22 protein-coding genes and 1 riboswitch are annotated in these 25599 nt (G+C 69.3%); of the genes, 4 read left to right on the top strand and 18 right to left on the bottom strand.

What is annotated here, in order from left to right:
• Positions 1-15 precede the first annotated feature (15 nt).
• The gene (locus tag PMI01_RS09510) at positions 16-2202 is read right to left on the bottom strand and encodes a xanthine dehydrogenase family protein molybdopterin-binding subunit (protein ID WP_007667293.1); all 2187 of its coding nucleotides are present in this window, start codon (positions 2200-2202) and stop codon (positions 16-18) included.
• Entirely contained in the window at positions 2199-2756 is a 558-nt protein-coding gene (locus PMI01_RS09505) for a (2Fe-2S)-binding protein (protein WP_007667290.1), read from the bottom strand. Before PMI01_RS09505 ends, PMI01_RS09510 begins: the two co-directional genes overlap by 4 nt.
• Before the next feature lie 144 nt (positions 2757-2900).
• Between PMI01_RS09505 and PMI01_RS09500 the strand changes: the two genes are divergently transcribed.
• Positions 2901-3797 (top strand): NAD(P)-dependent oxidoreductase, encoded by an 897-nt coding sequence (locus PMI01_RS09500; protein ID WP_007667287.1) that lies wholly within the window; start codon positions 2901-2903, stop codon positions 3795-3797.
• Between the two features lie 60 nt (positions 3798-3857).
• On the opposite strand, the gene PMI01_RS09495 is transcribed toward PMI01_RS09500, so the two are convergent.
• The 4 genes from PMI01_RS09495 to PMI01_RS09480 all read right to left on the bottom strand — a co-directional run bounded on the left by PMI01_RS09495 (position 3858) and on the right by PMI01_RS09480 (position 11684).
• Complete coding sequence (locus PMI01_RS09495; RefSeq protein WP_007667284.1) at positions 3858-5519, bottom strand: MFS transporter; 1662 nt, start codon at positions 5517-5519, stop codon at positions 3858-3860.
• 201 nt (positions 5520-5720) lie between these two features.
• The gene (locus PMI01_RS09490; protein ID WP_007667282.1) at positions 5721-8417 is read right to left on the bottom strand and encodes a PAS domain S-box protein; all 2697 of its coding nucleotides are present in this window, start codon (positions 8415-8417) and stop codon (positions 5721-5723) included.
• 116 nt (positions 8418-8533) lie between these two features.
• On the bottom strand, positions 8534-9214 hold the full coding sequence (locus PMI01_RS09485; protein ID WP_007667280.1) for a Fe2+-dependent dioxygenase: 681 nt from the start codon (positions 9212-9214) through the stop codon (positions 8534-8536).
• Positions 9215-9311: 97 nt separating this feature from the next.
• Positions 9312-11684: a TonB-dependent receptor gene (locus PMI01_RS09480; protein ID WP_007667279.1), complete on the bottom strand. Its 2373-nt coding sequence runs from the start codon at positions 11682-11684 to the stop codon at positions 9312-9314.
• A gap of 232 nt (positions 11685-11916) precedes the next feature.
• Positions 11917-11999, top strand: a riboswitch (ZMP/ZTP riboswitch).
• 21 nt (positions 12000-12020) lie between these two features.
• On the opposite strand from PMI01_RS09480, the gene PMI01_RS09475 reads away from it, so the two are divergent.
• Together PMI01_RS09475 and PMI01_RS09470 are read left to right on the top strand one after the other, a co-directional pair.
• Positions 12021-12653, top strand: coding sequence for a LysE family translocator (locus tag PMI01_RS09475; protein WP_007667277.1), 633 nt, complete (start codon positions 12021-12023; stop codon positions 12651-12653).
• 1 nt (position 12654) lies between these two features.
• Positions 12655-13374, top strand: a complete 720-nt coding sequence (locus PMI01_RS09470) for a ribonuclease T2 (protein WP_007667275.1) — start codon at positions 12655-12657, stop codon at positions 13372-13374.
• A gap of 34 nt (positions 13375-13408) precedes the next feature.
• Here the strand turns inward: PMI01_RS09470 and PMI01_RS09465 are convergent, their stop codons facing one another.
• The 8 genes from PMI01_RS09465 to rbfA form a co-directional block, all read right to left on the bottom strand.
• Complete coding sequence (locus tag PMI01_RS09465) at positions 13409-13645, bottom strand: tautomerase family protein (protein WP_007667274.1); 237 nt, start codon at positions 13643-13645, stop codon at positions 13409-13411.
• Between the two features lie 55 nt (positions 13646-13700).
• Positions 13701-14411 carry an SDR family NAD(P)-dependent oxidoreductase gene (locus tag PMI01_RS09460; RefSeq protein WP_007667272.1) on the bottom strand — a complete coding sequence of 237 codons (711 nt, stop codon included), beginning with the start codon at positions 14409-14411 and terminating at the stop codon, positions 13701-13703.
• 147 nt (positions 14412-14558) lie between these two features.
• The gene (locus PMI01_RS09455; RefSeq protein ID WP_007667270.1) at positions 14559-15497 is read right to left on the bottom strand and encodes a LysR family transcriptional regulator; all 939 of its coding nucleotides are present in this window, start codon (positions 15495-15497) and stop codon (positions 14559-14561) included.
• Positions 15498-15797: 300 nt separating this feature from the next.
• A complete protein-coding gene (locus tag PMI01_RS09450) occupies positions 15798-16076 on the bottom strand; it encodes a hypothetical protein (RefSeq protein ID WP_051989941.1) in 279 nt (92 codons plus the stop codon).
• Positions 16077-16227: 151 nt separating this feature from the next.
• The gene (pnp, locus tag PMI01_RS09445) at positions 16228-18378 is read right to left on the bottom strand and encodes a polyribonucleotide nucleotidyltransferase (protein WP_007667266.1); all 2151 of its coding nucleotides are present in this window, start codon (positions 18376-18378) and stop codon (positions 16228-16230) included.
• A gap of 244 nt (positions 18379-18622) precedes the next feature.
• A complete protein-coding gene (gene rpsO, locus PMI01_RS09440) occupies positions 18623-18892 on the bottom strand; it encodes a 30S ribosomal protein S15 (RefSeq protein WP_007667263.1) in 270 nt (89 codons plus the stop codon).
• A gap of 14 nt (positions 18893-18906) precedes the next feature.
• Complete coding sequence (truB, locus tag PMI01_RS09435) at positions 18907-19839, bottom strand: tRNA pseudouridine(55) synthase TruB (protein ID WP_007667260.1); 933 nt, start codon at positions 19837-19839, stop codon at positions 18907-18909.
• Positions 19840-19841: 2 nt separating this feature from the next.
• Positions 19842-20375, bottom strand: a complete 534-nt coding sequence (gene rbfA, locus PMI01_RS09430; protein ID WP_007667256.1) for a 30S ribosome-binding factor RbfA — start codon at positions 20373-20375, stop codon at positions 19842-19844.
• A 166-nt stretch (positions 20376-20541) separates the two neighbouring features.
• On the opposite strand from rbfA, the gene PMI01_RS09425 reads away from it, so the two are divergent.
• The gene (locus PMI01_RS09425) at positions 20542-20796 is read left to right on the top strand and encodes a hypothetical protein (RefSeq protein ID WP_007667253.1); all 255 of its coding nucleotides are present in this window, start codon (positions 20542-20544) and stop codon (positions 20794-20796) included.
• Here PMI01_RS09425 and PMI01_RS09420 read toward each other — a convergent pair.
• The 4 genes from PMI01_RS09420 to infB all read right to left on the bottom strand — a co-directional run.
• On the bottom strand, positions 20793-21581 hold the full coding sequence (locus PMI01_RS09420) for a dienelactone hydrolase family protein (RefSeq protein WP_007667250.1): 789 nt from the start codon (positions 21579-21581) through the stop codon (positions 20793-20795). The two genes, PMI01_RS09425 and PMI01_RS09420, sit on opposite strands and share 4 nt — an antisense overlap.
• A 73-nt stretch (positions 21582-21654) precedes the next feature.
• Positions 21655-22203 (bottom strand): hypothetical protein, encoded by a 549-nt coding sequence (locus tag PMI01_RS09415; RefSeq protein WP_007667248.1) that lies wholly within the window; start codon positions 22201-22203, stop codon positions 21655-21657.
• Positions 22204-22211: 8 nt separating this feature from the next.
• Entirely contained in the window at positions 22212-22727 is a 516-nt protein-coding gene (locus tag PMI01_RS09410) for a DUF2939 domain-containing protein (RefSeq protein ID WP_007667245.1), read from the bottom strand.
• Positions 22728-23002: 275 nt separating this feature from the next.
• Positions 23003-25599: translation initiation factor IF-2 (gene infB / locus PMI01_RS09405; protein ID WP_007667242.1), on the bottom strand; the 2597-nt coding region annotated here is incomplete at its 5' end.

Here is a 25599-nt window from a genome sequence, read left to right as displayed (position 1 = left end):
GGCCCCAAGGCGCCATCAGGCCTGGGACCGGACGAACGGCAGGCGCGTGGTCGGAGTCTTCGAGATCGCCAGCAGGGCGTTGGCCACGGCCGGCCCGATCACCGGCGTGCCCGGCTCGCCCACGCCGCTGGGCGCCGCGCCCGACGGCACGATGTGGGTCTCGACGGTCGGCGCCTCGTTCATCCGCAACACGCGGTAGGTGTCGAAATTGCTCTGGTCGACCACGCCGCCCGTCAGGGTGACCTCGCCGTAGAGCGCCGCCGACAGGCCGTAGCAGGTGCCACCCTCCATCTGGGCCGCGACCTGGTCGGGCGAAACCGCGACGCCGCAGTCGATGGCGGTGACCACCCGGCCGACGCGCGGCTGGCCGTCGACCAGCTTGACCTCGGCGACCTGAGCGACCACCGAGCCGAAGCTCTCGTGCACCGCCACGCCGCGCGTCCAGCCGGCGGTCGGGGTCGGTCCGGCCTTCTCGACCGCCAGGTTCAGCGCCGCCAGGTGCCGGTTGGCTCCGGCCTTGGCGTAGAGGGCGCGGCGGTAGTCGACCGGATCCTTGCCGGCCTTGCGAGCCAGCTGGTCGATGGTGTGCTCCATCACGAAGGCGGTGTGGGTCGCGCCCACCGAACGCCACCACAGCACCGGCACGCCCGCCTCGGGCAGGGCCAGCTGGGCGTCGACGATCGGCGTGGCCTTCAGATAGGGCGAGCCGGCCGTGCCCTCGATCGCCGTCTGGTCGGGCCCCTTGGCCGGCATCGGCGAGCCCTTCATGATCGACTGGGTGACGATCCGATGCCGCCAGGTGGCCGGATAGCCGTCCTTGTCGAGGGTGACGCGCACCGCGTGGTGGACGATCGGCCGGAAATAGCCGGCCCGCATGTCGTCCTCGCGGGTCCAGACCAGCTTCACCGGCCGGTTGCCGCCCACCTTCTTGGCGATGTGCACGCATTCGGCCACGTAGTCGGACTGGAAGTTGGCCCGCCGGCCGAACGAGCCGCCGGCGAACAGGGTCTCGATCTCGACCGAACCCGGCAGGGTCCCGACGATCTTGGCGGCGGCCATCTGGTCCAGGGTCTGGCCCTGCGAGCCGTGGGTCAGCTTGACCTTGTTGCCGTCGACCTGGGCCACGCAGTTCATCGGCTCCATGGTCGCGTGGGCCAGGTAGGGGAAGTCGTAGGTGGTCTCGAAGGCGTCCTTGCCTCCGGCCGCCGCCGCGGCGTCGCCCTTGGAGTCGAAGGCTTCCCACTTCAGGTCGGATGGGCCCTTGCCGGCGGCGATGTCGCGCCACTGGCCGGCGATCGTCGCCGAGTCGCGGGTCTCGGCCTTGCCCAGGTCCCACTCGACCTTCAGCGCCTCGCGGCCCATGCGGGCGGCGTAGGTGGTGTCGGCGACCACCGCGATCCCGGTCGGGATCTGGTGGACGTCGACCACCCCGGCCACCTTCTTGGCGTCGTCGGCGTTGAAGCTCTTGACCACGCCGCCGAAGCGCGGGGCGTGGGCGACCACCGCCACCAGCATGTTGGGCAGCTGGACGTCCTGGGTGTAGCGGGCCGTGCCGTCGCTCTTGGCCTGGCTGTCCTTGCGGCGCACCCGGTCGGTGCCGATCAGGGTGAAGGTCTTGGGGTCCTTCAGGACCGGGCTTGCGGGCGGCGCGACCTTGGCGGCGTCGACGATCAGCTGGCCGAAGCCGGCGCTCTTGCCGCTCTTGTGGCTAACGACGCTGTCCTTGACGGTGATCTCGCTGGCCGGAACGTTCCACTTGGCGGCCGCGGCCTGCACGAACATCGCCCGCGCCCCGGCCCCGGCCTTGCGCAGCTGGTCCCAGGAGTTGGAGATCGCCGACGAGCCGCCGGTCAGCTGAACGCCGGCCACGCTGTTGGAATAGAGCTTGGCGTTGGCCGGGGCGTGCACGACCTTCACGCGGTTCCAGTCGGCGTCCAGCTCCTCGGCGACGATGGCCGCCAGGCCCGCGTGGTTGCCCTGGCCAAATTCGATGTGCTTGGACAGCAGGGTCACCGCGCCGTCGGGATCGAAGCGGATGAACGGTCCGAAGGCCCCCACCTCGACCTTGGAGCCGGCGCTCATCAGGTCGGCGGGCGAGCAGCCGACCACCAGGGCGCCGCCGACCAGGACCGCGCCGACCACCACCAGTTCCCGGCGGCTGACGCCATCCTGCGGCGCGAGCTTGTTGAAGGGCGCGTTCATTGGCCTGCTCCCCGACCGGTGGACCCCGAAGCGGCGGCGATGTCGTCGTCGATGTCGTTCATGGCCACCGGCTTGGTGACGACCGGCGCGGCGGCCACCGGGGCCGACGCCATGCCGGCGGCGTCCTTGATGGCGGCGCGGATGCGCTGGTAGGTGCCGCAGCGACAGATGTTGCCGCTCATGGCGTTGTCGATGTCCTCGTCGCTGGGCGCCTTGTTCTGCGACAGCAGGGCGGCGGCCGACATGATCTGGCCCGACTGGCAGTAGCCGCACTGGGGCACGTCGTGCTTGACCCAGGCCTGTTGCAGCGGGTGGGCCCCGCCCAGGCTCTCGATGGTGGTGATCTTGGCGCCCGCCAGGGCGGCGATCGGCGTCACGCAGGAGCGCACCGGGTCGCCGTTGACGTGGACGGTGCAGGCCCCGCACTGGGCCAGGCCGCAGCCGAACTTGGTGCCGGTCAGGCCCAGCTCATCGCGCAGCACCCACAGCAGGGGGGTTTCAGGATCGGCCTTGACGCTGATGGTCTTGCCGTTGACGTCCAGGGTCGCCGCCATGAGCTCTCGCCTCCCAACGAAAAGCGGGCCCGCGGACCCGGCTATCGAGATTCTAACACTGCTCAGACCCAAACCCGCCAGTGAAATCTTGGTTCAGTCGGGCTAGCGTGGTCCGGCATTGGTTACCCGGTCAGGACACGCGCCTTGGATTCCTTCCCCGCCTACTTCTCCCTGGACGGCCGCAGGGTCGTGATCGCCGGCAGCGGCGAGGCCGCCGACAACAAGGCCCGGCTGTTCGAAGGCTCTCCGGCCACCCTGGTGCGGGTCGACGGCCACGCCGCCTTCCTGCCCGGAACCTACGCTGGCGCGATCCTGGCCTTCGTGGCCGGCGACGACGAGGTGTTCCTGCAGGCCGCCGCCAGCGCGGCGCGGGCCGCGCGAGTGCTGGTCAATGTCGTCGACCGTCCGGCGATGAGCGACTTCAACACCCCGGCGGTGATCGACCGCGGCGAGGTGGTGATGGCCATCGGCACCGGCGGGGCGTCGCCGACCCTGGCCACCAAGCTGCGCAACGACATCGAGGCCCAGGTGCCCGAGGGCACCGGCCGGGTCGCCGCCCTGCTGCGCAGGTTCCAGGACGAGGTGCGCGGCGCCCTGCCCGCCCTGCACGAGCGCCGGGCCTTCCTGCGCGACGCCGTGGTCGGCGAGGCCGCCCAGGCGGCGATGGCCGGCGACATGGACAAGGCCGGCGAGCTGTTCCGCAAGGCCCTGGCCAAGGGCGTCGGCCGCGAGGGCAAGGTGGCGTTCATCGCCGGCAAGGGTCCGTCCGACCTGCTGACCCTGCGCGCCGTCCGGGCCCTGGGCGCGGCCGACGTGCTGGTCGCCGACGACGGCGCCGATCCGCAGGTGCTGGCGATGGCCCGCCGCGACGTCCAGCGGCTGAGCCCCGGCGAGGCCGGAGCGGAAAGGCTGGTCGCCCTGGCCGGAGAGGGCCGGCAGATCGTCCGGCTGATCGTCGCCCCGGTCGATCCGGCGGTGATCCAGGCCCTGGCCGCGGCCTCGGTGGCCGTCGAGGTGCTGATGGCGGCGCCGAGCACTTGAGATTCGCACACAAAAGCCCGTCATCCCCCGCTTTATGCGGGGGATGACGGGCCTAGTGGGTCATTGATCCAGCGACCGGTCCTTGGTCTCCGGCAGCAGGAACAGCGTGGTCAGCACGCTGATCAAGGTGAACGCCACCGGGTACCAGAGCCCGGCATAGATGTTGCCCACCGCCGCCACGATGGCGAAGGCCGAGAACGGCACGAAGCCGCCGATCCACCCCGTTCCGATGTGGTAGGGCAGCGACAGGGCGGTGTAGCGCACCCGGGTCGGGAACAGCTCGACCAGGCAGGCGGCCAGCGGCCCGAACAGGGCGGTGGCGGCGATCACGAACACGAACAACACGCCGAACATGCCCAGCAGGTTCATCCGGGCCGGGTCGGCCTTGGCCGGATAGCCGGCCCGCGCCAGGGCGGCCTTGATCGCCGCCTCGCCGGCGGCCTTCGCCGCCTTGGCCTCTTTGGCCGGCAGGCCCTTGGCGCTCTGGGAGACGATCTTGGCCTCGCCGACCTGGACCACCGCCGGCTGGCCGGCCGGACCCTGGTGGTTGGCGTAGGAGATCCCGGCGTTGGCCAGGGCGCTCTTGGCGATGTCGCAGGACGAGACGAAGGCGGCCTTGCCGACCGGATCGAACTGCAGGGCGCAGTCCTTGGGGTCGGCGGTGACGCTGACCGGCGCGCGGGCCGTGGCCTCGGCCAGGGCCGGGTTGGCGGCCCGTTCCAGCAGGTGAAAGCCGGGGAAGTAGAACACCAGGGCCAGGGTCATGCCGCCCAGCATCACCGGCTTGCGGCCGACCTTGTCCGACAGCCAGCCGAACAGCACGTAGAAGATGGCGCTGACCGCCGTGGCGGCCATCATCAGGCCGTTGATGGTGGCCGGGGCGACCTTCAGGAACTTCTCCATGAAGGTCTGGACGTAGAAGAAGCTGGTGTACCAGACCGCCCCCTGGGCCGACATCATGGCGAAGAAGGCCAGCAAGACCAGCTTGAGGTTCTTCCACTGGCCGAAGGCCTCGGCATAGGGCGCCTTCGACGCCTCGCCGTCTTCCTTCATCTTGGCGAAGGCCGGGCTTTCGCTGAGCTTCAGGCGCATCCAGACCGAGATGCCCAGCAGGCCGATCGACACGGCGAACGGGATGCGCCAGCCCCAGGCGTCGAAAGCCTCGGGCCCGACATGGACGCCCAGCGCCCAGCGGGTCAGCAGGATGACCAGCAGGGCGCCGAACAGGCCGAACGCCGCCGAGGTCTGCACCCACGAGGTCGACCAGCCGCGCTCCTTGGGCGGCGAATGCTCGGCGACATAGATCGCCGCCCCGCCATATTCGCCCCCGAGCGCGAAGCCCTGCACGCAGCGCAGCAGGATCAGCAGGATCGGCGAGACGATCCCCGCCTGCTGGTAGGTGGGCAGGAAGGCGATGGCGAAGGTCGCGCCGCCCATCAGCAGCACCGTGGCCAGGAACGCCCCCTTGCGCCCGGCCTGGTCGCCGATCTTGCCGAACACCAGCGCGCCCAGCGGCCGGAAGGCGAAGCCCACGCCGAACAGGGCCAGGGCGGCCACATAGCCCGCCGTCTCGGACAGTCCCGTGAAGAAGGTCTTGGAGATCACCTGGGCCAGGCTGCCGAAGATGAAGAAGTCGTACCATTCGAAGGCCGTGCCGGCGGACGAGGCCGCCACCACCGTGCGCATCGAGGCGCGGTCCTCCACCTTGGCCTGGGCCGTCATGTTGCGATTTCCCCCGGAGTTCTTGCGAGGAGCATTAGCGGTTTTTGGTGGCGAGGGAAGGTGAAGTCGACCCAAGAAGGTCCTCCCCCACAGGGGGAGGCGGCCCGAATGGGCCGGAGGGGGGAGTAATCCCACCTCGCCGAACATCCCCCCACCGATCGCTTCGCGATCGCCTCCCCCACAGGGGGAGGACCTATGGCTCTAAGCCACCGCCGCTTCGCCGCCCGCCTCTTCGCCCGCCAGCCGCATGATCTCGCCGATCAGCGCCGCCGGGGCGATCGGCTTGGCGGCGACGCCGTCCATGCCGGCCGCCAGGTACGAGGTCCGCTGATGCGACATGACGTTGGCGGTCAGGGCGATGATCGGGACGCGGGCGGCGGGACCCGGCAGGGCGCGGATCCGGCGGGCGGCCTCCAACCCGTCGATGCCCGGCATCTGCACGTCCATCAGGATCAGGTCGAAGGCGCCCCGGCGCGCCGCGGCCACCCCGGCGAGGCCGTCGTCGGCCGTCTCGACCGCCGCGCCCAGTTGCTCGAGAATGCGGCGGGCGACCATCCGGTTGGTGGCGTTGTCCTCGACCACCAGGATCCGCAGGCCGGCCAGCAGGTCGTCCTCCATCGCCGGGTCGGCGACCCGCGCCTGGGCCGGCGGCGCGGCGATGGTCAGCACGAAGGTCGAGCCGGCGCCCTCGCGGGAGGTGAAGCCGACCTCGCCGCCCATCATTTCGGCCAGCCGCCGGGTGATGGCCAGGCCCAGGCCCGAGCCGCCGAACCGGCGGGTGGTGCTGGCGTCGGCCTGCTGGAAGCGCTCGAACAGGCGGCCTTGCGCCTCGGCGGCGATGCCGACCCCGGTGTCGACCACCTCGAAGGCGATCCGCGGCTCGCCAAGCCCTTCGACCCGACGCACCCGCAGGGTGACGGCCCCGTACAGGGTGAACTTCACGGCGTTGCCGACCAGGTTGAACAGCGCCTGGCGCAGGCGGCTGGGGTCGGTGAGGATCAGGCCCAGGTCCGGGGCCTCCACATGCAGCGCCAGTCCCTTGTTCTCGGCCTGAGCGCGCAGCAGCCGCGCCACGCTCGTCGCCAGGGCGCTGGGATCGACCGCCTCGCGGGTCACGTCCAGCCGTCCGGCCTCGATGCGCGAGAAGTCGATGACGTCGTCCAGCAGGGTCGACAGCATCCGGCCGCAGGCCAGGGCCTCGCCCAGCAGCTGGTCGGCGTCGCCCGGCAGCTTCTCGCGCCGCAACAGATGCATCACCCCCAGCACCCCGTTCATCGGCGTGCGGATCTCGTGGCTCATATTGGCCAGGAACTGGGCCTTGGCCTCGCTGGCGGCCTGGGCGGCGCGCTCGGCCTCGACCAGGGCCAGCTCGGACCGCTTCTTTTCGTCGATGTCGAGGATCAGGCCGAACGCCTTGCGCACCCGGCCGGCCGCGTCGCGGCGAACCTCGTGGAAGATGCGCATCCAGCGCTCCTCGCCGGCGGCGGTGACCACCCGGGCGTCGAAGGATCGGCCGGCCCGGCCGTCGGTCTCGCGCCACTTGCCGGCCGCGTCATAGACCTCGGCGACGTCGTCGCGGTGGATCATCGGCCAGACGGCGCTGCGCACGTCCTCGTAGGTGATCCGGCGGCCCAGGATGCGATGGAACTCGGGCGAGCCCCAGAACGCCTTGCCCACGTGGTCGATCTCGTAGACCCCGGCCTGGGCCGCGCCCAGGGCCACCCGCAGCCGCCGGGCGTTGGCCCGGGCCTCGCGCCGCGCCCCGGACAGGGCGGTGACGTCGTCCATATAGGTGATGACCCCGGCGATCTGGCCGTCGGCGTCGCGCCAGGGCCGGGCCTCCCAGCGCAGGGTGTGGACCCGTCCCAGGCCGTCGCGCAGCTGGTCCTCGCGCCGCACCACGGTCTCGCCGACCAGGGCCCGTTCCACCGCAGACACGAAGCGCCGGCGCGCGCCATAGGTCAGGTCGTGCAGGGTGCGGCCGATCACCTGGGCCTCGGTGGACTGGAAGATCTCCAGGAACCGGGGGCTGACCACGCGCAGGCGCAGCTCGCGGTCGTAGAGCGCCACCGCGAACGGGGCCTCCTCGACCAGGCGGCGGGCCTGGCGCTCGCCCCAGACCGCCGCATCGCGGGTCCGGGCCACGTCGGTGACGTTCTGCGAAATGCCCTTGAGCGCGAACAGCCCCTCGGCGCGCGGCTCGGTGCGAAAGGTGGCGCGGTAGGTGAACCATTGGTCGCCGGCCCCGCGCAGCCGGTGCTCGATCGTGCCGCCCCGGCCGGTGCGCACCGCCGTGTCGAACGCCAGCCGCAGGGCCTGACCCTCGACCGGGTCCAGGCGGGCGAAGAACAGCTCCGGCCGCGACACGTCCTCGGCCGTCAGCCCCGTGGTCTTGAGGATGTCGGGCGACCACTCGATGTGCGCGCCATGCGGCTCGTAGCTCCAGACGCCGATGCCGGCGGCCGTCGACAGCAGCTCGCGGGTGTGGTGGGCGGTGGCCAGTTCGGCGTCGCGGACCACGTCGGCGGTGACGTCACGCAGGGCGCCGACCATCTCGCCGTTCGGGCCCAGGCGCGACTGGTTCTCCAGCCACACCCAGCCGCCGGCCTTGCAGGTCACCTTCAGGCGGTTGCGGGCCTCGCCGGTGGCGCGGATCAGGTTGGCGGTCTCGATGAAGTCCTGTTGCGAGTCCGGATGCACGAAGCGCAGGGCGGGCTGGCCGATCAGCTCCTGGCGGGTCCAGCCGGTCACCCGCGTCCAGGCGGCGTTGACGACCGCGAACAGGCCCTTGTCGACCACGGCGAACAGGTCGTGCGAATGGTCGAGGAACCACTGCGCGCTTTCGACGTCGCTGAGCCGGGCGGGCGCGTTGGCGCGGTCGGCGGGTGGCGGGGACATCGCGGCTCCGGGGAAACGACGCCGGAATGGTGAAGCTGAAGAGTAAACTTATGGTTGGCGTTTGCGACCTTTAGTCGCGTCTTTGCTTCAGGCCCAAACCATCAGCCATGGGATCGTCAGACCTCGGCCCACATCCGCAGGAGGTTGTGGTAGGTCCCGGTCAGCGACAGCACCGACGGGTTGACGGCCCCCACCGCGCCCGACAAACGTTGGATGGCCACGTCCATGTCGAGCAGCAGCGCCCGCCGGGCGTCGTCGCGCACCAGGCTCTGGATCCAGAAGAAGCTGGCCGTCCGCACGCCGCGCGTCACCTCCGTGACGTGGTGCAGGCTGGAGGCCGGATAGAGGATCAGCCCGCCGGCCGGCAGCTTGACGATGTGGCTGCCGAAGGCGTCCTCGACCACCAGTTCGCCGCCGTCGTAGTCGTCCGGATCAGACAGAAAGAGCGTGGCCGACAGGTCGGTGCGCAGCGGCAGGCCGGTCGTGGGGTCGCGGCGGATGGCGTTGTCGACGTGGTCGCCGAACCCCATGCCCACGCCATAGCGGTTGAACAGCGGCGGCAGGATGGTCCGCGGCAGCGCGGCCGAGACGAACAGCGGGTTGGCCTGCAGGGCCTGGGCGATGATCGCCCCGACCTCGCGGGCCGCCGCCCCGTCCTGCGGCAGCTGCCGGTTGTTCTTGGCCATCGCGGCCTGGAAGCCGGAGGTGGCGTTGCCGTCGATCCAGTCGGCGGCGTCGAGGACGGCGCGGCAGTGGGCGACTTCGTCGGGCGTCAGGACGTCGGGGATCTGGATCATGGCCCCACTCCTATCAGAAACATGGCGTCGTCCGGGAGGGGCCGCTCCCGGACGACGCACCTGGACGTCAGACGATCAACTCCGGGGAGAGAGAGGATCAGTACTTGACGTTCAAGGTCAGGATCGCCTGGCGGCCTGGGGCCGGGTCGGCGTGGTGGACGCCGTTGGTCTTGGTGAAATAGCGCTCGTCGGTCAGGTTCTGGACGTTGAGCTGCAGGTCGACCTTGTCGTTGACCACGTAGCTGGCGAAGGCGTCGTAGCGCCAGTAGGACGGCAGGTAGACCTTGTTGGCCCCGCCGCCGGCCCCGCCCTGGTTGCCGCCGTAGGCCTTGGACGAATAGTAGGCGCCGCCGCCCAGCGACAGGCCGCGCACCACGCGGTAGGTTGTGAACAGGCTGAAGGTGTTCTTCGGCGTGTTGGCCAGCGGGTCGCCTGTATTGATGTTGATGACCGGCGCGCCGGCGTTCGGGCCGGTGGTCGGGATCGTCACCGCGCCCTTGACCAGCTCGCTGTCCATGTAGGTGTAGCCGCCGAAGGCCTGCCACTTGGACGTGATGTTGCCGGAGACGCCCAGCTCGATCCCCTTGACCTCGACCTCGCCGACCTGGGCGTAGGTGTCGACGCCGGTCAGCACCTGGGCGTTCTTGCGGGTGGTCTTGAAGGCCGCCGCCGACAGGGCCAGCTTGTCGTCGAAGACGTTGACCTTGGCGCCCAGCTCGAAGCTCTCGCTGTCCTCGGGCTCCAGGATCTGGGTGGACAGGTTGCCCGAACCGACGCCGCCGTTGGTGTTCTGGTCGCCGGCCGAGATGCCGGGCGGGGTCGAGGCGGTGCCGTAGGAGACGTAGAGGCTGGAGTCCTCGGTTGGCTTGAAGACCAGGCCGGCCTGGTAATTGGTGAAGCTCCACTCCGCGTCGCGGGTGGCGACGGCGGTGATGGTGTAGACGCCCTGAGCCTGGCTCAAGGTGTAGTCGTAGCCGAAGCTCTGGTAGTTGTCGTGGCGGACGCCGAGGTTCAGCAGCCACCGGTCGCCGAACTTGAGGGTGTCGAAGGCGTAAACGGCGGCGGTCTTGCTGACGTTGTAGTTGGCCGGGCTGCGGTTGACGACGCCGGTCCACGGATCGGCGGCGTTGGGCGCGAAGACGTTGGTGCAGTCGCCCTCGCCGAGGTTGGTCTTGAAGTTCGCGAGCCAAGCATAGCCCGTCGGACAGGGCGCGCCGCCGGTGGTGAACGTCGTGTAGGTGGCGTTGAGGTTCTTCTCGCGGCTCAGTTCCAGCCCGACGTCGAAGCTGTGCTCGATCCCGCCGGTGGCGAACTTGCCGTGCAGGTCGGTGACCGAGGCGATGGTGGTGGTCGGGTTCCAGCGGGTCTTGGTCCCGCGCTTCATCCAGTAGACGCCGTTGATCAGCTGGGCCGGGCCCGCGTCGCCGGGGTTGGTGACGATGTAGTCGTTCAGGGTCTTGGAATAGCGCAGCACCTGGCGGACGCCGAGGTTCTCGTTGATCTGGTGGTCGAAGGCGATCGTGGCGATGTCGGCCTTGGTCTTCTGGTAGTCGCGCGCCTTCAGGCCGTAGAAGGTGTCGCGGTCGACCTTGAGGATGCCCGAGGCGTCACGCGGCTGGGCCGGCGCCTTGGTGAACAGCGGGATGCCGTAGTCGGGCATGTTGTTGCCGTCGAGGTGGTAGTAGCTGACCACCAGCTGGGTCGGGCCGTTCAGGCCGAAGGCGATCGACGGCGCGATCCCCCAGCGGTCGAAGTCCACGGCCTTGCGGCCCGGGATGTTGCCCTTGGTGCCCAGCAGGTTCAGGCGGACGGCGACGCTGTCGTTGATCTGATGGTTCAGGTCGGCGGTGGCGCGGACATATTCGTCGGTGCCGACGGCCAGCGAGGCGTTGGCGAAATCGTCGGCCTTGGGGCTCTTGGAGGTCAGGTTGATGCTGCCGCCGCCCGAGCCGCGGCCGCTATAGGCCGAGTCCGGCCCCTTGATGACTTCCACCTGTTCGAGGTTGAACACTTCGCGCGACTGGCCGCCGCTGTCGCGTACGCCGTCGACGAACACGTTGTTGCCCGAGGCCTGGCCGCGGATGAACGGCCGGTCGGCCAGGGGCTGGCCGCCCTCGCCCGCCCCGAAGGTGATGCCGGGCGAGTTGCGCAGGATGTCCTGCAACGAGGTGGCGGCGGTCTGGCTGATGATCTTCTGCGGGATCACGGTGATCGCCTTGGGCGTGTCGACCAGCGGGGCGGTGAACTTCAGCGACTGGACCTCGGCGGTCCTCTTCTTGCTGTCGACCTGGACGCCCGCCACCTCGGTGCTGTTGTCGGCCGTGGCGACCGGCGCCTCGGCGTCGGGCGCGGCCGCGAAAGCGACGGGCGCCAGGGCCAGACCGGCCACGCCGGCGACGGCGGCGGCGCCCAGGGCGCGGCGGGCTTGGCTGCGGACGCCGGCGACGGCGGGCTTGGAAGGCTTTTGCATGCGTCAGGAAACCCCAGCAGGCCGTCGGGAGAACGCGGCCCTTGTCGTAATTGCGACGCGTTCTTAGCTGCGGCGCTACCGCAGTGCAATGATAATCATTCTCAGATTGTTGTGCGGTCGCGAAACGGTCGGACCATGATCGGCGGCGCACTTGCCCCCTCCGGGCCTTTGGCCCGCCTCCCCCAGAGGGGGAAGAGGCCCCTAAACCTTCACCACGAACCGGTGTACACAGCCCCGTCCGCGTGACTGGCGATGAGAGGGATCACCCTCGGGGAGCGCGGACCGCATCGACAGCCGTTCGCCTGGGCGCCCATCCTTGAACTGCGGAGACCGCCCATGCCCGAAGCCAAGACCTGGATCGCCTTCTGTCTCGTCTGCCTGGGCATGGCGCTGACCCCCGGGCCCAACATGCTCTACCTGGTCAGCCGCTCGATCTCCCAGGGCCGCTGGGCCGGGATCGTGTCGCTGATCGGCACCGCCGCCGGCTTCGTGGTCTATCTGGTCTGCGCGGCGCTGGGCATCACCGCCCTGCTGATGGCCGCGCCGATCGCCTACGACATCCTGCGGTTCGGTGGGGCCCTGTACCTGGCCTGGCTGGCCTGGCAGGCGATCCGGCCGGGCGGCGCCTCGCCGTTCCAGGTGCGCGAGCTGCCCAAGGACAGCCCGGCCAAGCTGATCAGCATGGGCTTCCTGACCAACCTGCTGAACCCCAAGGCGGCGATGCTCTACCTGTCGCTGCTGCCGCAGTTCATCGACCCGCATCACGGCGCGGTGCTGAGCCAGTCCCTGGCCCTGGGCGGCAGCCAGATCCTGATCAGCCTGACCGTCAACGGCGTCATCTGCCTGGCCGCCGGAACCATCGCCGGCTTCCTGGCCCAGCGGCCCAGCTTCGCGCTGATGCAGCGCTGGCTGATGGCCTCTGTGCTGGGCGGCTTGGCCGTGCGCATGGCCACCGAGGCCCGGCGCTAGCATGTCGGGGTCGGCGATCATCCGGAGCCTGGGCCCCGTCCTACTGGCCCTGATCCTGGCCGGCGCGGCCCAGGCGGCGGCGCCCGGGGCCTGCGCGATCCCCCGCGACGTGACCCCGGCCCCGGCCGAAACCCCGCCGCCCGGCGAGGTCCGCCGCGACGTCGGGGTCGCCGCCTACCTGCTGGCCCTGAGCTGGTCGCCGGAGTTCTGCCGCGCGCGGGGCGAGGCGGCCGACAGCGCCCTGCAGTGCGGCGCCAACCGCTTCGGCTTCATCGTCCACGGCCTGTGGCCGAACGGCGCCGCCAGGGACCATCCCCGCTACTGCCGCGACGCCCCGCCGCTCAACCTGGCCACCCTGAAGGCCAATCTGTGCATGACGCCCTCGCCGTCGCTGCTGCAACACGAATGGGCGGCGCACGGGACCTGCGCCTGGGACAACGCCGGCGCCTATTTCGCCAAGGCCCGCGCCCTGCGCACCGCGCTCGACGTGCCCGATCCCATGACGATCCATGGCGGCGTCCTGACTGCCGGCCAGCTGCGCGACGCCTTCCTGGCGCGCAATCGCGGCATGACCCGCGACGGGCTCGACATCCGGGTCAGCACGGGCAACCGGCTGACCGAGGTCCGGGTCTGCTACGACCTGAAGTTCAGGTTCGCGCGTTGTCGCGGCGGGACCGGAACTCCCGATCCGGTGACGATCCGGGTCACACCGAGACGCTAGGCGAAGGGGCCGCCACGAGGGGCGGCCCCGGCCGTTAGGCTTGGCCGGCGGCGCGTCGCCGGCGGTATTCGAGGGCCGGCAGGCCGCCCCAGCCCCAGTTCTCGGTTTCGACCTCGTCGATGACGACGAAGGTCGATTCCAGCGGCTTGTGGAGCACGTCGAGCAGCAACTGGCTGACGCCGGCGATCAGCGCGGCCTTCTCCTCCGCCGTGACGGAATCGCGGCCCGGACCGGAGCCTTCCCGGGTGACCTGGATGTTGACCATGGGCATGGCGATCTCTCCCAGAGCATTTTCGCGTGAAGAAAATGCGTTAAAACAAAGACTTCTAGTGACCGGCGCTCTGGCCGCCGTCGACGTGCAGGATCTCGCCCGTCACGAAGCCGGCGGTCTCGAGGTAGAGCACGGCCTCGACGACGTCGCGGGTCTCGCCCAGGCGCTTGACCGGGTGCAGCCCGGCCAGGAAGGCGTGGGTTTCCGGCGCGTGCATCGGGGTCTTGATGACCCCGGGCGAGACGGCGTTCACCCGCACGCCTCGGCCGGCGAACTCAATAGCCAGGGCCTTGGTCGCGGAATTGATCCCGCCCTTGGTGAGGTTGGCCAGGGCGGCGGGCACGTCGGCGATCGCGTGGTCGGTCAGGCTGGTGGTGATGCTGACGATGTGGCCGGAGCCCTGCTTCAGCATCTCGGCGGCGACCCGCTGGGTGATGTGGAAGAAGCCCGCCAGGTTGGTCGAGACCTTCGCCGCGAAGTCCTCGGCGGTGTATTCCGTGAACGGCTTGGCCATGAAGATCCCGGCGTTGTTGACCAGGGTGTCGATCCGCCCGAAGCGCGCGACGGCCTCGGCCACCACGCGCTCGGCCGTGGCCGGATCGCCGATGTCGCCGGCCACCGCGACGACGTCGGGGTCGCCGCCCTGCTTGATCGAGCGCGACGTCGCCACGACCCGATAGTCGCGGTCGCGATAGGCCTTCACCAGGCTGGCGCCGATGCCTTGCGACGCGCCGGTGATGACGACGACCTTCTGCTGGTTGCTCATGACTTGCCTCCAATGACGTCCTCCGGCGCGAAGATCGCGGCCGGCGATCCTGGTCGGACCGGTGAGCGTCAATGTGAGACCATCCAGGAAACGACTGAATGCCCGCCGTTCGGCAGGGACCCTTCCGCTAAGCGAGGGAATGTCACCCTATTGCGAGGCCAGGGCATCGGCTTCCGCCGACAGCCTGGCGAAGGCGGCCCGCAGCCTGGGGGCGGCGAAATCCAGGAAGGCGCGAACCTTCGGCGTGGCGGTCCGCCCCTGGGGAGTGACCAGGTGCACCGGCAGGGGCGGCGGCTCGGCGTCGCGCAGCACGATCCGCAGCGCGCCGTCCATCACCCGCTCGGCCACGTGGTAGGTGTAGAGCCGCGTCACCCCGTGGCCGTCGACCGCCGAGGCCAGGGCGGCCCGCACGCTGTTGACCACCAGGCGGGCCTTGAAGTGCACCGACCGCGCCACCGCGCCGCCCGGGGCCGGCGGAAACACCCAGGTGTCGTGGCCAAAATGGGTTGTGGTGACGATGCGGTGCTTGGCCAGGTCGGCCGGTTCGACGATGCGGGGGTGCTCGGCCAGGTAGCGCGGCGCGGCGACGACCACCCGCCGGACGTCGCCCCCCACCCGCACCGCGACCATCGCGGAGTCGGGCAGTTCGCCGACCCGCAAGGCGACGTCGACCCCCTCCTCGACCAGGTTGGCGGAGCGGTCGAGCAGCAGCAGGTTCACCGAAACGGCCGGATAGGCCTCGAGATAGGCGTCGATCACCGGGCGGAGGATCTCCTCGCCGCTGATCGGCGGGGCGGTGATCGTCAGGGTGCCGCGCGGCGCGGCGCGCTCGCCCAGCACGCACAGGTCGGCCTCCTCCAGGTCGACCAGCACGCGTCGACAGGCGGCGGCGTAGCGCTCGCCCGCCTCGCTGAGCCGCAGCGAGCGCGTGGTGCGGTGCAGGAGCTCGGCCCCGACATGGCGTTCCAGGAACGCGATGGCCCGGCTGACCGCGGCCGGCGATCGTCCCAGCCGGCGCCCGGCGCCGGCCAGGCTGCCCTCGTCCAGCGCGGCGACGAACACCCGCATCGCCTCGATACGATCCATTCCAGTCTTCCGCTTTGTGGAGGGGTGGGCGGTGGATGGCAGGCATACCGCCGCTTGGCGTGACAATCCATGGGTTGGGTGATGAGGATTGGAACAAGCACGCCGTCCCTCCCCCTTGCGGGGAGGGTGGCCCGCGTAGCGGGTCGGGTGGGGGATCGGTGCAGGGCGCTATTGCGGCGGTGAAACCCCACCCACCAGCTTCGCTGGTCCCCCTCCCCATAAAGGGGAGGGAAGAACGGAACTCGGTCGGGACGGCCCCGCCCCTTCCCGGACCGCCCGCCCCTGCGGACAGGCCCCGCCTTAGGGTCGAATGAAGACGCGCAATCCGCAGTCGGTGCGAACCGGGAGACCGTCCTTCAGCGCGTAGTACTCCCAACACACATCCTGTCCCCGCTCGATCGAGCGTTTGGCGATGTCAGCCGATGCGAGGAACTCCGACAAGGTCGTCCGCCCATCACTGTTCCAGTCCATCTCTCGCCAGCCGTAGCTACGAGCCAATGCGCCCAGCGCGATGTAGGCCGGATAGGCCAGGATGAGCACCACCACTCCGACAGCGAGAAAGAGAAGCGTCTTTTTCAATTCTCTCAACCGATAACCGTGGCGGACGCGACACGCGTACAGCAGGAGCCGACACGCGTCGACGAGCGAAGGGTGCCCCCAAACGCAAAACGGGCGGCCCCTCTCGGAACCGCCCGCTCGCTAGCTCACGTCGTGAAAGACGTCCTCACCCTCAGGTGTTGACGGCTTCCTCGGGCGAAACTTCCGTCTTCTTGGACAGGTCTTCGCCGGTTTCCTGGTCGACGACCTTCATCGACAGCTTGGTCTTGCCGCGATCGTCGAAGCCGAGGAGCTTAACCTTGACGATCTGGCCTTCCTTCAGCACGTCCGAGGGCTTGGCCACCCGTTCGTTGCTGATCTGGCTGACGTGGACCAGGCCGTCCTTGGCGCCGAAGAAGTTCACGAAGGCGCCGAAATCGACGACCTTCACGACCTTGCCGTCGTAGATCGCGCCGACTTCCGCTTCCTGGGTGATCGACTTGATCCAGTCGATCGCGGCCTTGATCTTGGCGCCGTCCGAGGCCGAGACCTTCACGGTGCCTTCGTCGTTGATGTCGACCTTGGCGCCGGTGGTGGCGACGATCTCGCGGATCACCTTGCCGCCGGTGCCGATCACTTCGCGGATCTTGTCGGTCGGGATGGTGATGGTCTCGATCTTCGGAGCGTAGTCGCCGACCTCTTCACGAGGGGCGTCCATCGCCTTGTTCATCTCCTCGAGGATGTGCTCGCGGCCGCCCTTCGCCTGGGCCAGCGCTTGCTTCATGATCTCTTCGGTGATGCCGGCGATCTTGATGTCCATCTGCAGCGAGGTCAGGCCCTGGCTGGTGCCGGCGACCTTGAAGTCCATGTCGCCCAGGTGATCTTCGTCACCCAGGATGTCCGACAGAACCGCGAAGCCGTCCTTTTCCAGGATCAGGCCCATGGCGATGCCCGAGACCGGACGGATCAGCGGAACGCCCGCGTCCATCATGGCCAGCGAGGAGCCGCAGACCGTGGCCATCGAGGACGAGCCGTTCGACTCGGTGATCTCGGAGACCAGGCGGATGGTGTAGGGGAAGTCTTCCTTGGCCGGCAGCATCGGGCGCAGGGCGCGCCAGGCCAGCTTGCCGTGGCCGATTTCGCGGCGGCCCGGGCTGCCCATCCGACCGGTCTCGCCGACCGAGAAGGGAGGGAAGTTGTAGTGCAGCAGGAAGGACTCCTTGTAGGTGCCTTCCAGGGCGTCGATGAACTGCTCGTCGTCGCCGGTGCCCAGGGTGGCCACGACGATGGCTTGGGTCTCGCCGCGGGTGAACAGGGCCGAGCCGTGGGTGCGCGGCAGGATGCCGACTTCACCCAGGATCGGGCGAACCTTGTCGACGGTGCGGCCGTCGATGCGGATGCCGGTGTCGAGGATGGAGCGACGGACGATGTCGGCTTCCAGTTCCTTGAACACCGAGATCAGCTTCAGCGGATCGATGCCGGCCGGGTTGGTGTCGCTCTTGGCGAACTTTTCCACGGCCTTGGCCTTGGCGTCGCTGAGCGCCGCGACGCGGTCGCCCTTGGCGCGGATGGTGTAGGCTTCGGCCAGGTCCTTGCCGACGGCCTTCTTCACTTCGGCCTTCAGGGCGTCGGTGTCTTCCGGCTGGAAGTCGAAGGGTTCCTTGGCGGCGTGTTCGGCCAGCTCGATGATGCCGTCGATCACGGCCTGCATGGCCTTGTGGGCGAAGGTGACGCCGCCCAGGACGATCTCTTCCGAGAGCTCCTGGATTTCGGATTCGACCATCATCACGGCGTCGGCGGTGCCGGCCACGACCAGGTCCATCTTGCTTTCCTTCAGCTCGTCGAGCGTCGGGTTCAGCACGTACTCACCGTTGACGTAGCCGACGCGGGCGCCGCCGATCGGGCCCATGAACGGCGCGCCGGAGATCACCAGGGCGGCCGAGGCGGCGACCATGGCGACGATGTCGGGATCGTTCTCGAGGTCGTGCTGCAGCACGGTGCAGACGACCTGGACTTCGTTCTTGAAGCCCTTGACGAACAGCGGGCGGATCGGACGGTCGATCAGGCGGGAAACCAGGGTTTCCTTTTCCGACGGACGGCCTTCGCGCTTGAAGAACCCGCCCGGGATCTTGCCCGCGGCGTAGGTCTTCTCGATGTAGTTGACGGTCAGGGGGAAGAAGTCCTGGCCGGGCTTGGCCTTCTTGGCGAACACGGCGGTGGCCAGGACGACGGTTTCGCCCATGGTGGCCAGAACGGCGCCGTCGGCCTGACGGGCGATACGACCGGTTTCGAGGACCAGCGTCTTGCCGCCCCACTCGATCGTCTTGCGCATGATTTCGAACATATTTGCTTCTTTCGGTTCCGAAGGACCCATTTCCTTCAGGACGGACAGGGGCGGGCGGCCGAATGGCGGTCCCGAGGTTTCCTCATCCAGTTCGACAGGCTCCCGAAGATCGTGATCCCCGGCGTACATCCGGCTTCGCGAAGTGCGAAACCGCAGCGGCCATCCGTTTCAGCCTGTCTTGAAACGGCGGCTAGAAATGCATTTCGCCGCCCTGCGCGAGCAGGGCGGCGAAATCGCGCCTAGACTAGCGGCGCAGACCCAGCTTCTCGATGAGAGCCGTGTAACGGCCCAGATCGGACTTCTTCAGGTGGTCGAGGAGGCTGCGACGCTGGGAAACCATCATCAACAGACCACGACGGCTGTGGTTGTCCTTCTTGTGGGTCTTGAAGTGCTCGGTCAGGTTGGCGATCCGTTCGGACAGGATCGCGACCTGGACTTCGGCGCTGCCGGTGTCACCCTCGGTGCGGGCGTGTTCGGCGATAAGAGCGGTCTTGCGCTCGGCAGTGATCGACATCGGGTTGTCTCCGCTCAGGTGAGTTGGAAGACCCGCACCGGATTGAGCGATCCGGCGCGCATCTCGCACAAGGCCACCAGCCTCTGACCCGACATGGCGGAAACGGTGCGATCACCGGGCGTGAGCACGGCTTTCAGCGATTCCACCTGCCTTGGGAGCAGAACGATGGCGCGTCCTTGCGCAAGCCGGAAGGCGTCTTCATCGGTCACGGCCAGCGCCGGGATGTCGTCCAGCGCGGTCTCGACCGGAAGCAATGCCTCCGACAGGCGGGCCTCATACCCCAAATTCTCCAGGGTTTCCAGACCTATCGCCGTTTCCTCGGTGAACCGGCCGACTCGCGTCCGGCGTAGCTGGTCGACATGTCCACAGGCGCCGAGCGCCGTGGCCACGTCGCGGACGATGGCGCGGACATACGTGCCCTTGCCGCATTCCATCTCCAGCTCGATGTGGTCGGCGTCCGGCGCCCCCGTGACGCGCAGCGAATGAACCTTGACCTTGCGGGTCTTGAGCTCGAATTCGACGCCCTCGCGGGCCAGGTCGTAGGCCCGCTCGCCATCGACCTTGATGGCCGAATAGTTGGGCGGGATCTGGTCGATCTCGCCGACGAAGGCGGGCAGCACGCCCTCGACCTGTTCCCGGGTCGGGCGCACGTCGCTGGCGTCGGTGGTCTCGCCCTCGCGGTCCAGGGTGGTGGTCGAACGGCCCCAGGCGATGGTGAAGCGGTAGGCCTTGTCGGCGTCCATCAGGAACGGGACGGTCTTGGTCGCCTCGCCCAGCGCCAGCGGCAGGATGCCGGTCGCCAGGGGGTCCAAGGTTCCAGCGTGGCCGGCCTTCTGGGCGTTGAACGCCCGGCGCACGCGGCTGACGGCGCTGGTCGAGGTCAGGTCGTAGGGCTTGTCCAGGCACACCCAGCCCGAAATGGCGTCGCCCTTCTTCCGGCGGGCCATGCTCAGGCTTCCCCGTCTTCCTGGTCGTGCCCGTTTTCCTGGTCGTGATCGTCGTCGCCGACCACGTCGGACAGGCGCAGGTCGGCCTGGATCTTCGGGTTGTCGAACAGGGCGTCCATGCGTCTGGCGTTGTCGAAGCTCTGGTCGTGGACGAACTTCAGGTCCGGCGTGAAGCGCATGCCCAGGCCGTGGCCCAGGCGGCCGCGCAGGAACTTGGCCACCCGGTTGAGGCCGGCCACCACCTCGTCGGGGCTGCCGGGCACCACGGTGGTGCGCGACGGCGACGATGGCTCGGGCACGTGGAGGTTCATGATCCCGGCGCCCAGCGGCTCGACGAAGCAGATGGCGTGGCGCAGGTCCGGGCTCATCCGCACCTCGGTGACGGTCACCGAGACGTTGGCCAGGGCCGAGTCCTGCAGGGTCTCGTCGCGCAGGATGTCGACCAGGGCGTGGCGGATCAGCTCCCCGGCCCGCAGCTGGCGCTGCGACGGACCGGCGCTGACGCCCTTGGTGGGCTTGAACGTCTTGTTCTTCATGGGACGGGCCTTGTCGCCCGGCCGGCGGATCGAACGCCGGTCGCGGGGTGAAATGGAAGGCGGGGTGTCTAGGCTCGTGGGGGGTAAAAGTCCAGCGAACAGCGTGGATTGACTTAGGATCGCCATAGGTGAATCGCTGCTGGTAACGCGTGATGGGGGTGCATTGATGTTGAAGAACGTGGAACTGGTTCAGGCTCTGAGTCGTGGTTTCGGCGTGTTCTGGCTGATCTCTGGGAGCGTCCAGATCGCGCTCTCCATCCTGTTGAGCGTCGCCGCCTACAAGCTCCAGGCCGCCATGCTCAGCGCCTGCGCCATGCAGATGGGCGTGTTTTCAATTAGCTCCGTGGTGATCGGGGTGGTCCTGATCAGCGTGAGCGGACACCTGGCGCGCTTTGCCGCCAAGCCAGGCCAAATCGCCTAAGCCCCCGTCCGTTCCTTGAAGAACGCCAGCACCCGGTCGCGGACCTTCATGGTCGGGCCGTCCGGGTCGTCGCGGTCCAGGTGGATGGTCAGCACCGAATGCGGCGCCTTGCCCGTGCCGCGCCTGGCCGAGGCGTCGGGCAGCTGGTGGACCTCCAGCCGCTCGCCGAGCTCCCGCTTCAGGGTGTCGAGCCGGGCGCAGGGCGACAGCTTGTCGTCCTCGAAGCGCAGGGCCAGCATCGACAGGTCCTCGGCCTGCATCCGCGCCTTGGCCGTGGCCAGCTCGGCCGGCGAGCAGTCGAGCCGCGCCGCGCCCTTGCGACCGACCGGCAGGGAGGGCTCGGCCAGCACCGGGGCCACCACCGACGGCTCGGTCATCATCGCCAGGGCGAAGCCGCCGGTGAAGCACATGCCCACCGCCCCGACGCCCTTGCCGCCGCACTCGGCATGGGCCTGGCGGGCCAGGGCGCGCAGCCAGTCAACGATCGGGCTGGAGCGGCCGCCGGCCCAGGCGTTGAACTGCTGCCGCATGCACAGCAGCCGGGCGATCGCGCCGGCGATGTAGAGGTCCGACACCGGCTGGCCGGGCTGGCCGAAGAGGCTGGGGCAGAACACCGTCATGCCCTGCGCGGCCACGTCGCGGGCGAAGGCCAGAACGCTGGGGTGCAGGCCGGGAATCTCGTGGATGACGATCACCGCCGGGCCGGTTCCGATGCGGTAGACCGGCCGCGTCCAGCGCCCGTCGTCGAACTCGAACCGCGTGAATCCCGCCAGCGTCTCGTCCATGGCCGCCCCCTGCCCGTCTGTTGGGTTGGACGATGGCATGGCCGGGCCGGACTTTGGAAGCGTCGTGTCCCGCCTAGCCCGGCGTGTTGTCCGGGGCCCAGTCTTCCATCGGGTCGGGCCGACGGCCGTTGGGCAGCTTCCACTCGCCGCGGAACGAGAAGTCCAGCGTGCCGCAGACCCGCGTCGCCCCGCCCTTGGGATCGTCGCCGAACGCCTGGACCCGCAGGTCGCGCTGCAGCGCCAGGCGGCTGAAGCTCAGCCACAGCCGGGTCGCGCCCGGGCAGAAGGCGCGGATGTAGATCTTGCCCTGCTCGAACTTCGGGTCGATCTCGTAGAGCGCCGCGTCGGCGTCGACGCCGTTCATCGCCTTCAGGCCGCCGGGACCCAGGTCCTTCTCGCGGCCGTCGACCAGCCGGCCCTGGACCGGCACCCCGGTGGCCAGCACCTTGAGCACCCGGGTTCCAGTCAGTTTCTTGTCGAAGACCACCGTCAGTCCGGCGCCCGTCAGCCGCTTGGCGTCCGGCGAGATCGGGTCGTAGGAGTAGATCCTGCGTTCGGCGTGGGCGGCGGTGGCCGCCATCGCGGTCGCCGCGAGGCCGATCAGGACGGCGCGCCCCCACATCGCTGGACTCACCGGCGGAATTGCAGGTTCACGGCCTCGGGATCGAAGCCCGACAGCCGCCAGGTCCCGCCTTCCTGGGTGAAGATCAGCAGGCACGGGCCGTTCTTGCCCTTGGCGGCGCAGACCTGGCCGTCGCCGACAGGATGCAGGGTCGAGGCGATGGCCACCCGGCTGGGGATCGGCCGGTCGGGGGTGTAGCCGTAATAGTTGGCGGCGGCCCGGAAGGTCTCCGGCTGGATCAGGGCCGCGCCGGCCACGTCGGCGACCGGACCGGCCAGGGCGGCGACGGCCGCCTGCCAGCCGCTGCCGACGTTCGACTTGCGGGCCTCGCGGACCATCCGGCTCTCGATCTGGTACTTCAGGGCCCGGCGATCGACGCGGGCGTCGAAGGCGGCGTGGTCGTTGTCGCGGATCGCCACCAGCAAGGCGTGGACGTCGCCGGCCGCGTCATAGCGATCGACGGTGGCGCAGGCGCTCAAGGAGGCCGCGGCGAGGGTCAGGGTCAGAAGGGCTCGAATGCGCATGACAAAGGGGTAGGCCGGAAATCGGGCGAATTCCAGTCCGGCGGCGCTTCCCTTCTCCCCTTGCGGGAGAAGGTGGCGGCCGAAGGCCGACGGATGAGGGGTCGCGCCGACTCCTCCAAGGTTTGCGCGGCTGGGGGTATCGATCAATCGGATAGGGTTTTCGACCCCTCATCCGACCCGCTGCGCGGGCCACCTTCTCCCGCAAGGGGAGAAGGATAGAAAAGGGCGCGGACCTCGCGGTCCGCGCCCCTGTCTCGTCAAAGCTCCGGCGGACCTTAGTCCAGCTGGCGCTTGATCTCTTCGACGGTGAAGCACTCGATGGTGTCGCCGACCTTGATGTCCTGGAAGCCGGCGAACATCATGCCGCACTCCTGACCGGACGGGACCTCGTTGACCTCGTCCTTGAAGCGCTTGAGCGTCGCCAGGGTGCCCAGTTCCAGAACGACGATGTCGTTGCGGATGATCCGGACCTTGGCGCCCTTGCGGACCACGCCCTCGGTGACCTTACAGCCGGCGATCTTGCCGACCTTGGAGATGTCGAAGGCCTGCAGGACTTCGGCGTTGCCGAGGAAGGTTTCGCGCTGGATCGGGGCCAGCATGCCCGAGAGCACGCCTTTGATGTCGTCCAGCAGGTCGTAAATGATCGCGTAGTAGCGGATCTCGACCCCTTCGCGCTCGGCCAGCGCCCGCGCCTGGGCCGAGGCCCGGACGTTGAAGCCGATGAGCGGCGCGCCGGCGCCCTTGGCCAGCATGACGTCGCTTTCGCTGATCGCCCCGGCGCCCGACAGGATGATCCGCGCGCGGACCTCGTCGGTCGACATGGCGTCCAGCGACCCGATGATCGCCTCGGCCGAACCCTGCACGTCGGCTTTGATGACCAGCGGCAGTTCGCGATACTTCTTGTCCTGCAGCTTGGCCATCATGTCGGCCATGCTGGTGGCGCCCGCGCCGACCGGATGCATCGACTTCTCGCGCTTCAGGCGGATGCGGTACTCGGTCAGCTCGCGAGCCCGGGCCTCGTTCTCGACGACCGCGAAGGGGTCGCCGGGCGAGGGCACGCCGTCCAGGCCGAGGATCTCGACCGGGGTGGCGGGACCCGCTTCCGTCAACTGCTCGTTGCGCTCGTTCAGCAGGGCGCGAACCCGGCCGAACTGGCTGCCGGCCACGACGATGTCGCCGCGCTTCAGCGTGCCGCGCTTGACCAGCACGGTGGAGACCGCGCCGCGACCCTTGTCGAGCTTGGCCTCGATCACCACGCCGTCGGCGGTGCGGTCGGGGTTGGCCTTCAGGTCGAGGACCTCGGCCTGCAGCAGGATGCGCTCGATCAGTTCGTCCAGGCCCTGGCCGGTCTTGGCCGAGACTTCGACGATCTGGGTGTCGCCGCCCAGGCTTTCGACCACGATCTCGTGTTGCAGCAGCTCGTTGACGACCCGCGTGGAGTCGGCGCCGGGCTTGTCCATCTTGTTGACGGCCACGATGATCGGCACTTCCGCGGCGCGGGCGTGCTTGATGGCCTCGATGGTCTGCGGCATGACGCCGTCGTCGCCGGCCACCACCAGGATCACCAGGTCGGTGATGTTGGCGCCGCGGGCCCGCATTTGCGAGAAGGCCGCGTGGCCCGGGGTGTCGAGGAAGGTGACCTTCTGGCCATTTTCCAGACGCACCTGGTAGGCGCCGATGTGCTGGGTGATACCGCCGTGCTCGCCGCTGGCCACGTCGGCCTTGCGCAGCGCGTCCAGCAGGCTGGTCTTGCCGTGGTCGACGTGACCCATGACGGTGACGACCGGGGGCCGGGGCTCCAGGTGATCGTCGACATCCTCGCCGCCGATGAAGCCTTCTTCGACGTCGGCTTCCGACACGCGGCGCACGGTGTGACCGAACTCGGTCGCCACCAGTTCGGCGGTGTCGTTGTCGATGACGTCGTTGATCTTCAGCATCACGCCCTGACGCATCAGGAACTTGATGATCTCGACACCACGCACGGCCATCCGGTTGGACAGCTCCTGCACGGTGATGACGTCGGGGATGATCACTTCGCGGCTAACCTTCACCACATCGGCGGGGCCGCCGCGGCGCTTTTCTTTTTCACGTTCACGGGCCCGGCGAACCGAGGCCAGCGAGCGCATGCGGTCGGCGGAGTCTCCGTCGCCGGCCACGGTCTGGATGGTCAGGCGGCCTTCGCGGCGGATCGGCGCGCCCTTGGCGCGGCTGACGGCCTTGCCGGGGGCGGCGGCCTTGCGGCGATCGTCCTCCTCTTCCGGACGACGACCGACGTCGCCGCCGGGGCGGGGGGCCGAGCGCGTGGCGCGCTGGATTTCCGGCGTGGCCGGAGCCGAGGCCGGGACGCCCGGACGGGCGCCGCGCGGCCCCCCGGGACCCGGACGGGCGCCGGGCGCCGGGCGCGGGGCCAGGGCCGAATAGCGGACGGTCTGGGTCGGACGATCGCCCTGCGGACGGTCACCCTGGGGGCGGTCGCCTTGCGGACGATCACCTTGCGGGCGGTCGTTGCGGAAGCCGCCGGCGCCCTCGGGGCGCGGACCGCGCGGCGCGGCGTCGGGCCGCGGCGTGCGTTGGTTGTAGGGGCCATCCGGACGCGGGGCGCGCTGGTTGAACGGGCGGTCCGGCTGCGGACGATCGCCCTGGGGACGCTCGCCTTGCGGCTGGGCGCCGGGACCCGGGCGATAGGTGGTGGTCGACGAGCGGTCGTCGCGACGGTCGCGGCTGGGCTCGTAGGTGCGGGTCTGGCCAGCCGACGGAGCGGCCGGACGCGGCGCGTCGGCGCGAACCGGGGCGGCGGGGCGCGGAGCCTCGGCGCGCGGCGCGGCGGGAGCCGAAACCGGAGCCGGAGCGGCGGCCTGGGTCGGCGCGACCG

This window comes from Caulobacter sp. AP07, from assembly GCF_000281955.1.
Classification (GTDB): Bacteria; Pseudomonadota; Alphaproteobacteria; order Caulobacterales; family Caulobacteraceae; genus Caulobacter.
Note: the sequence above shows the minus strand (reverse complement) of the source record. Positions and strands in the feature narration are given on the sequence as shown.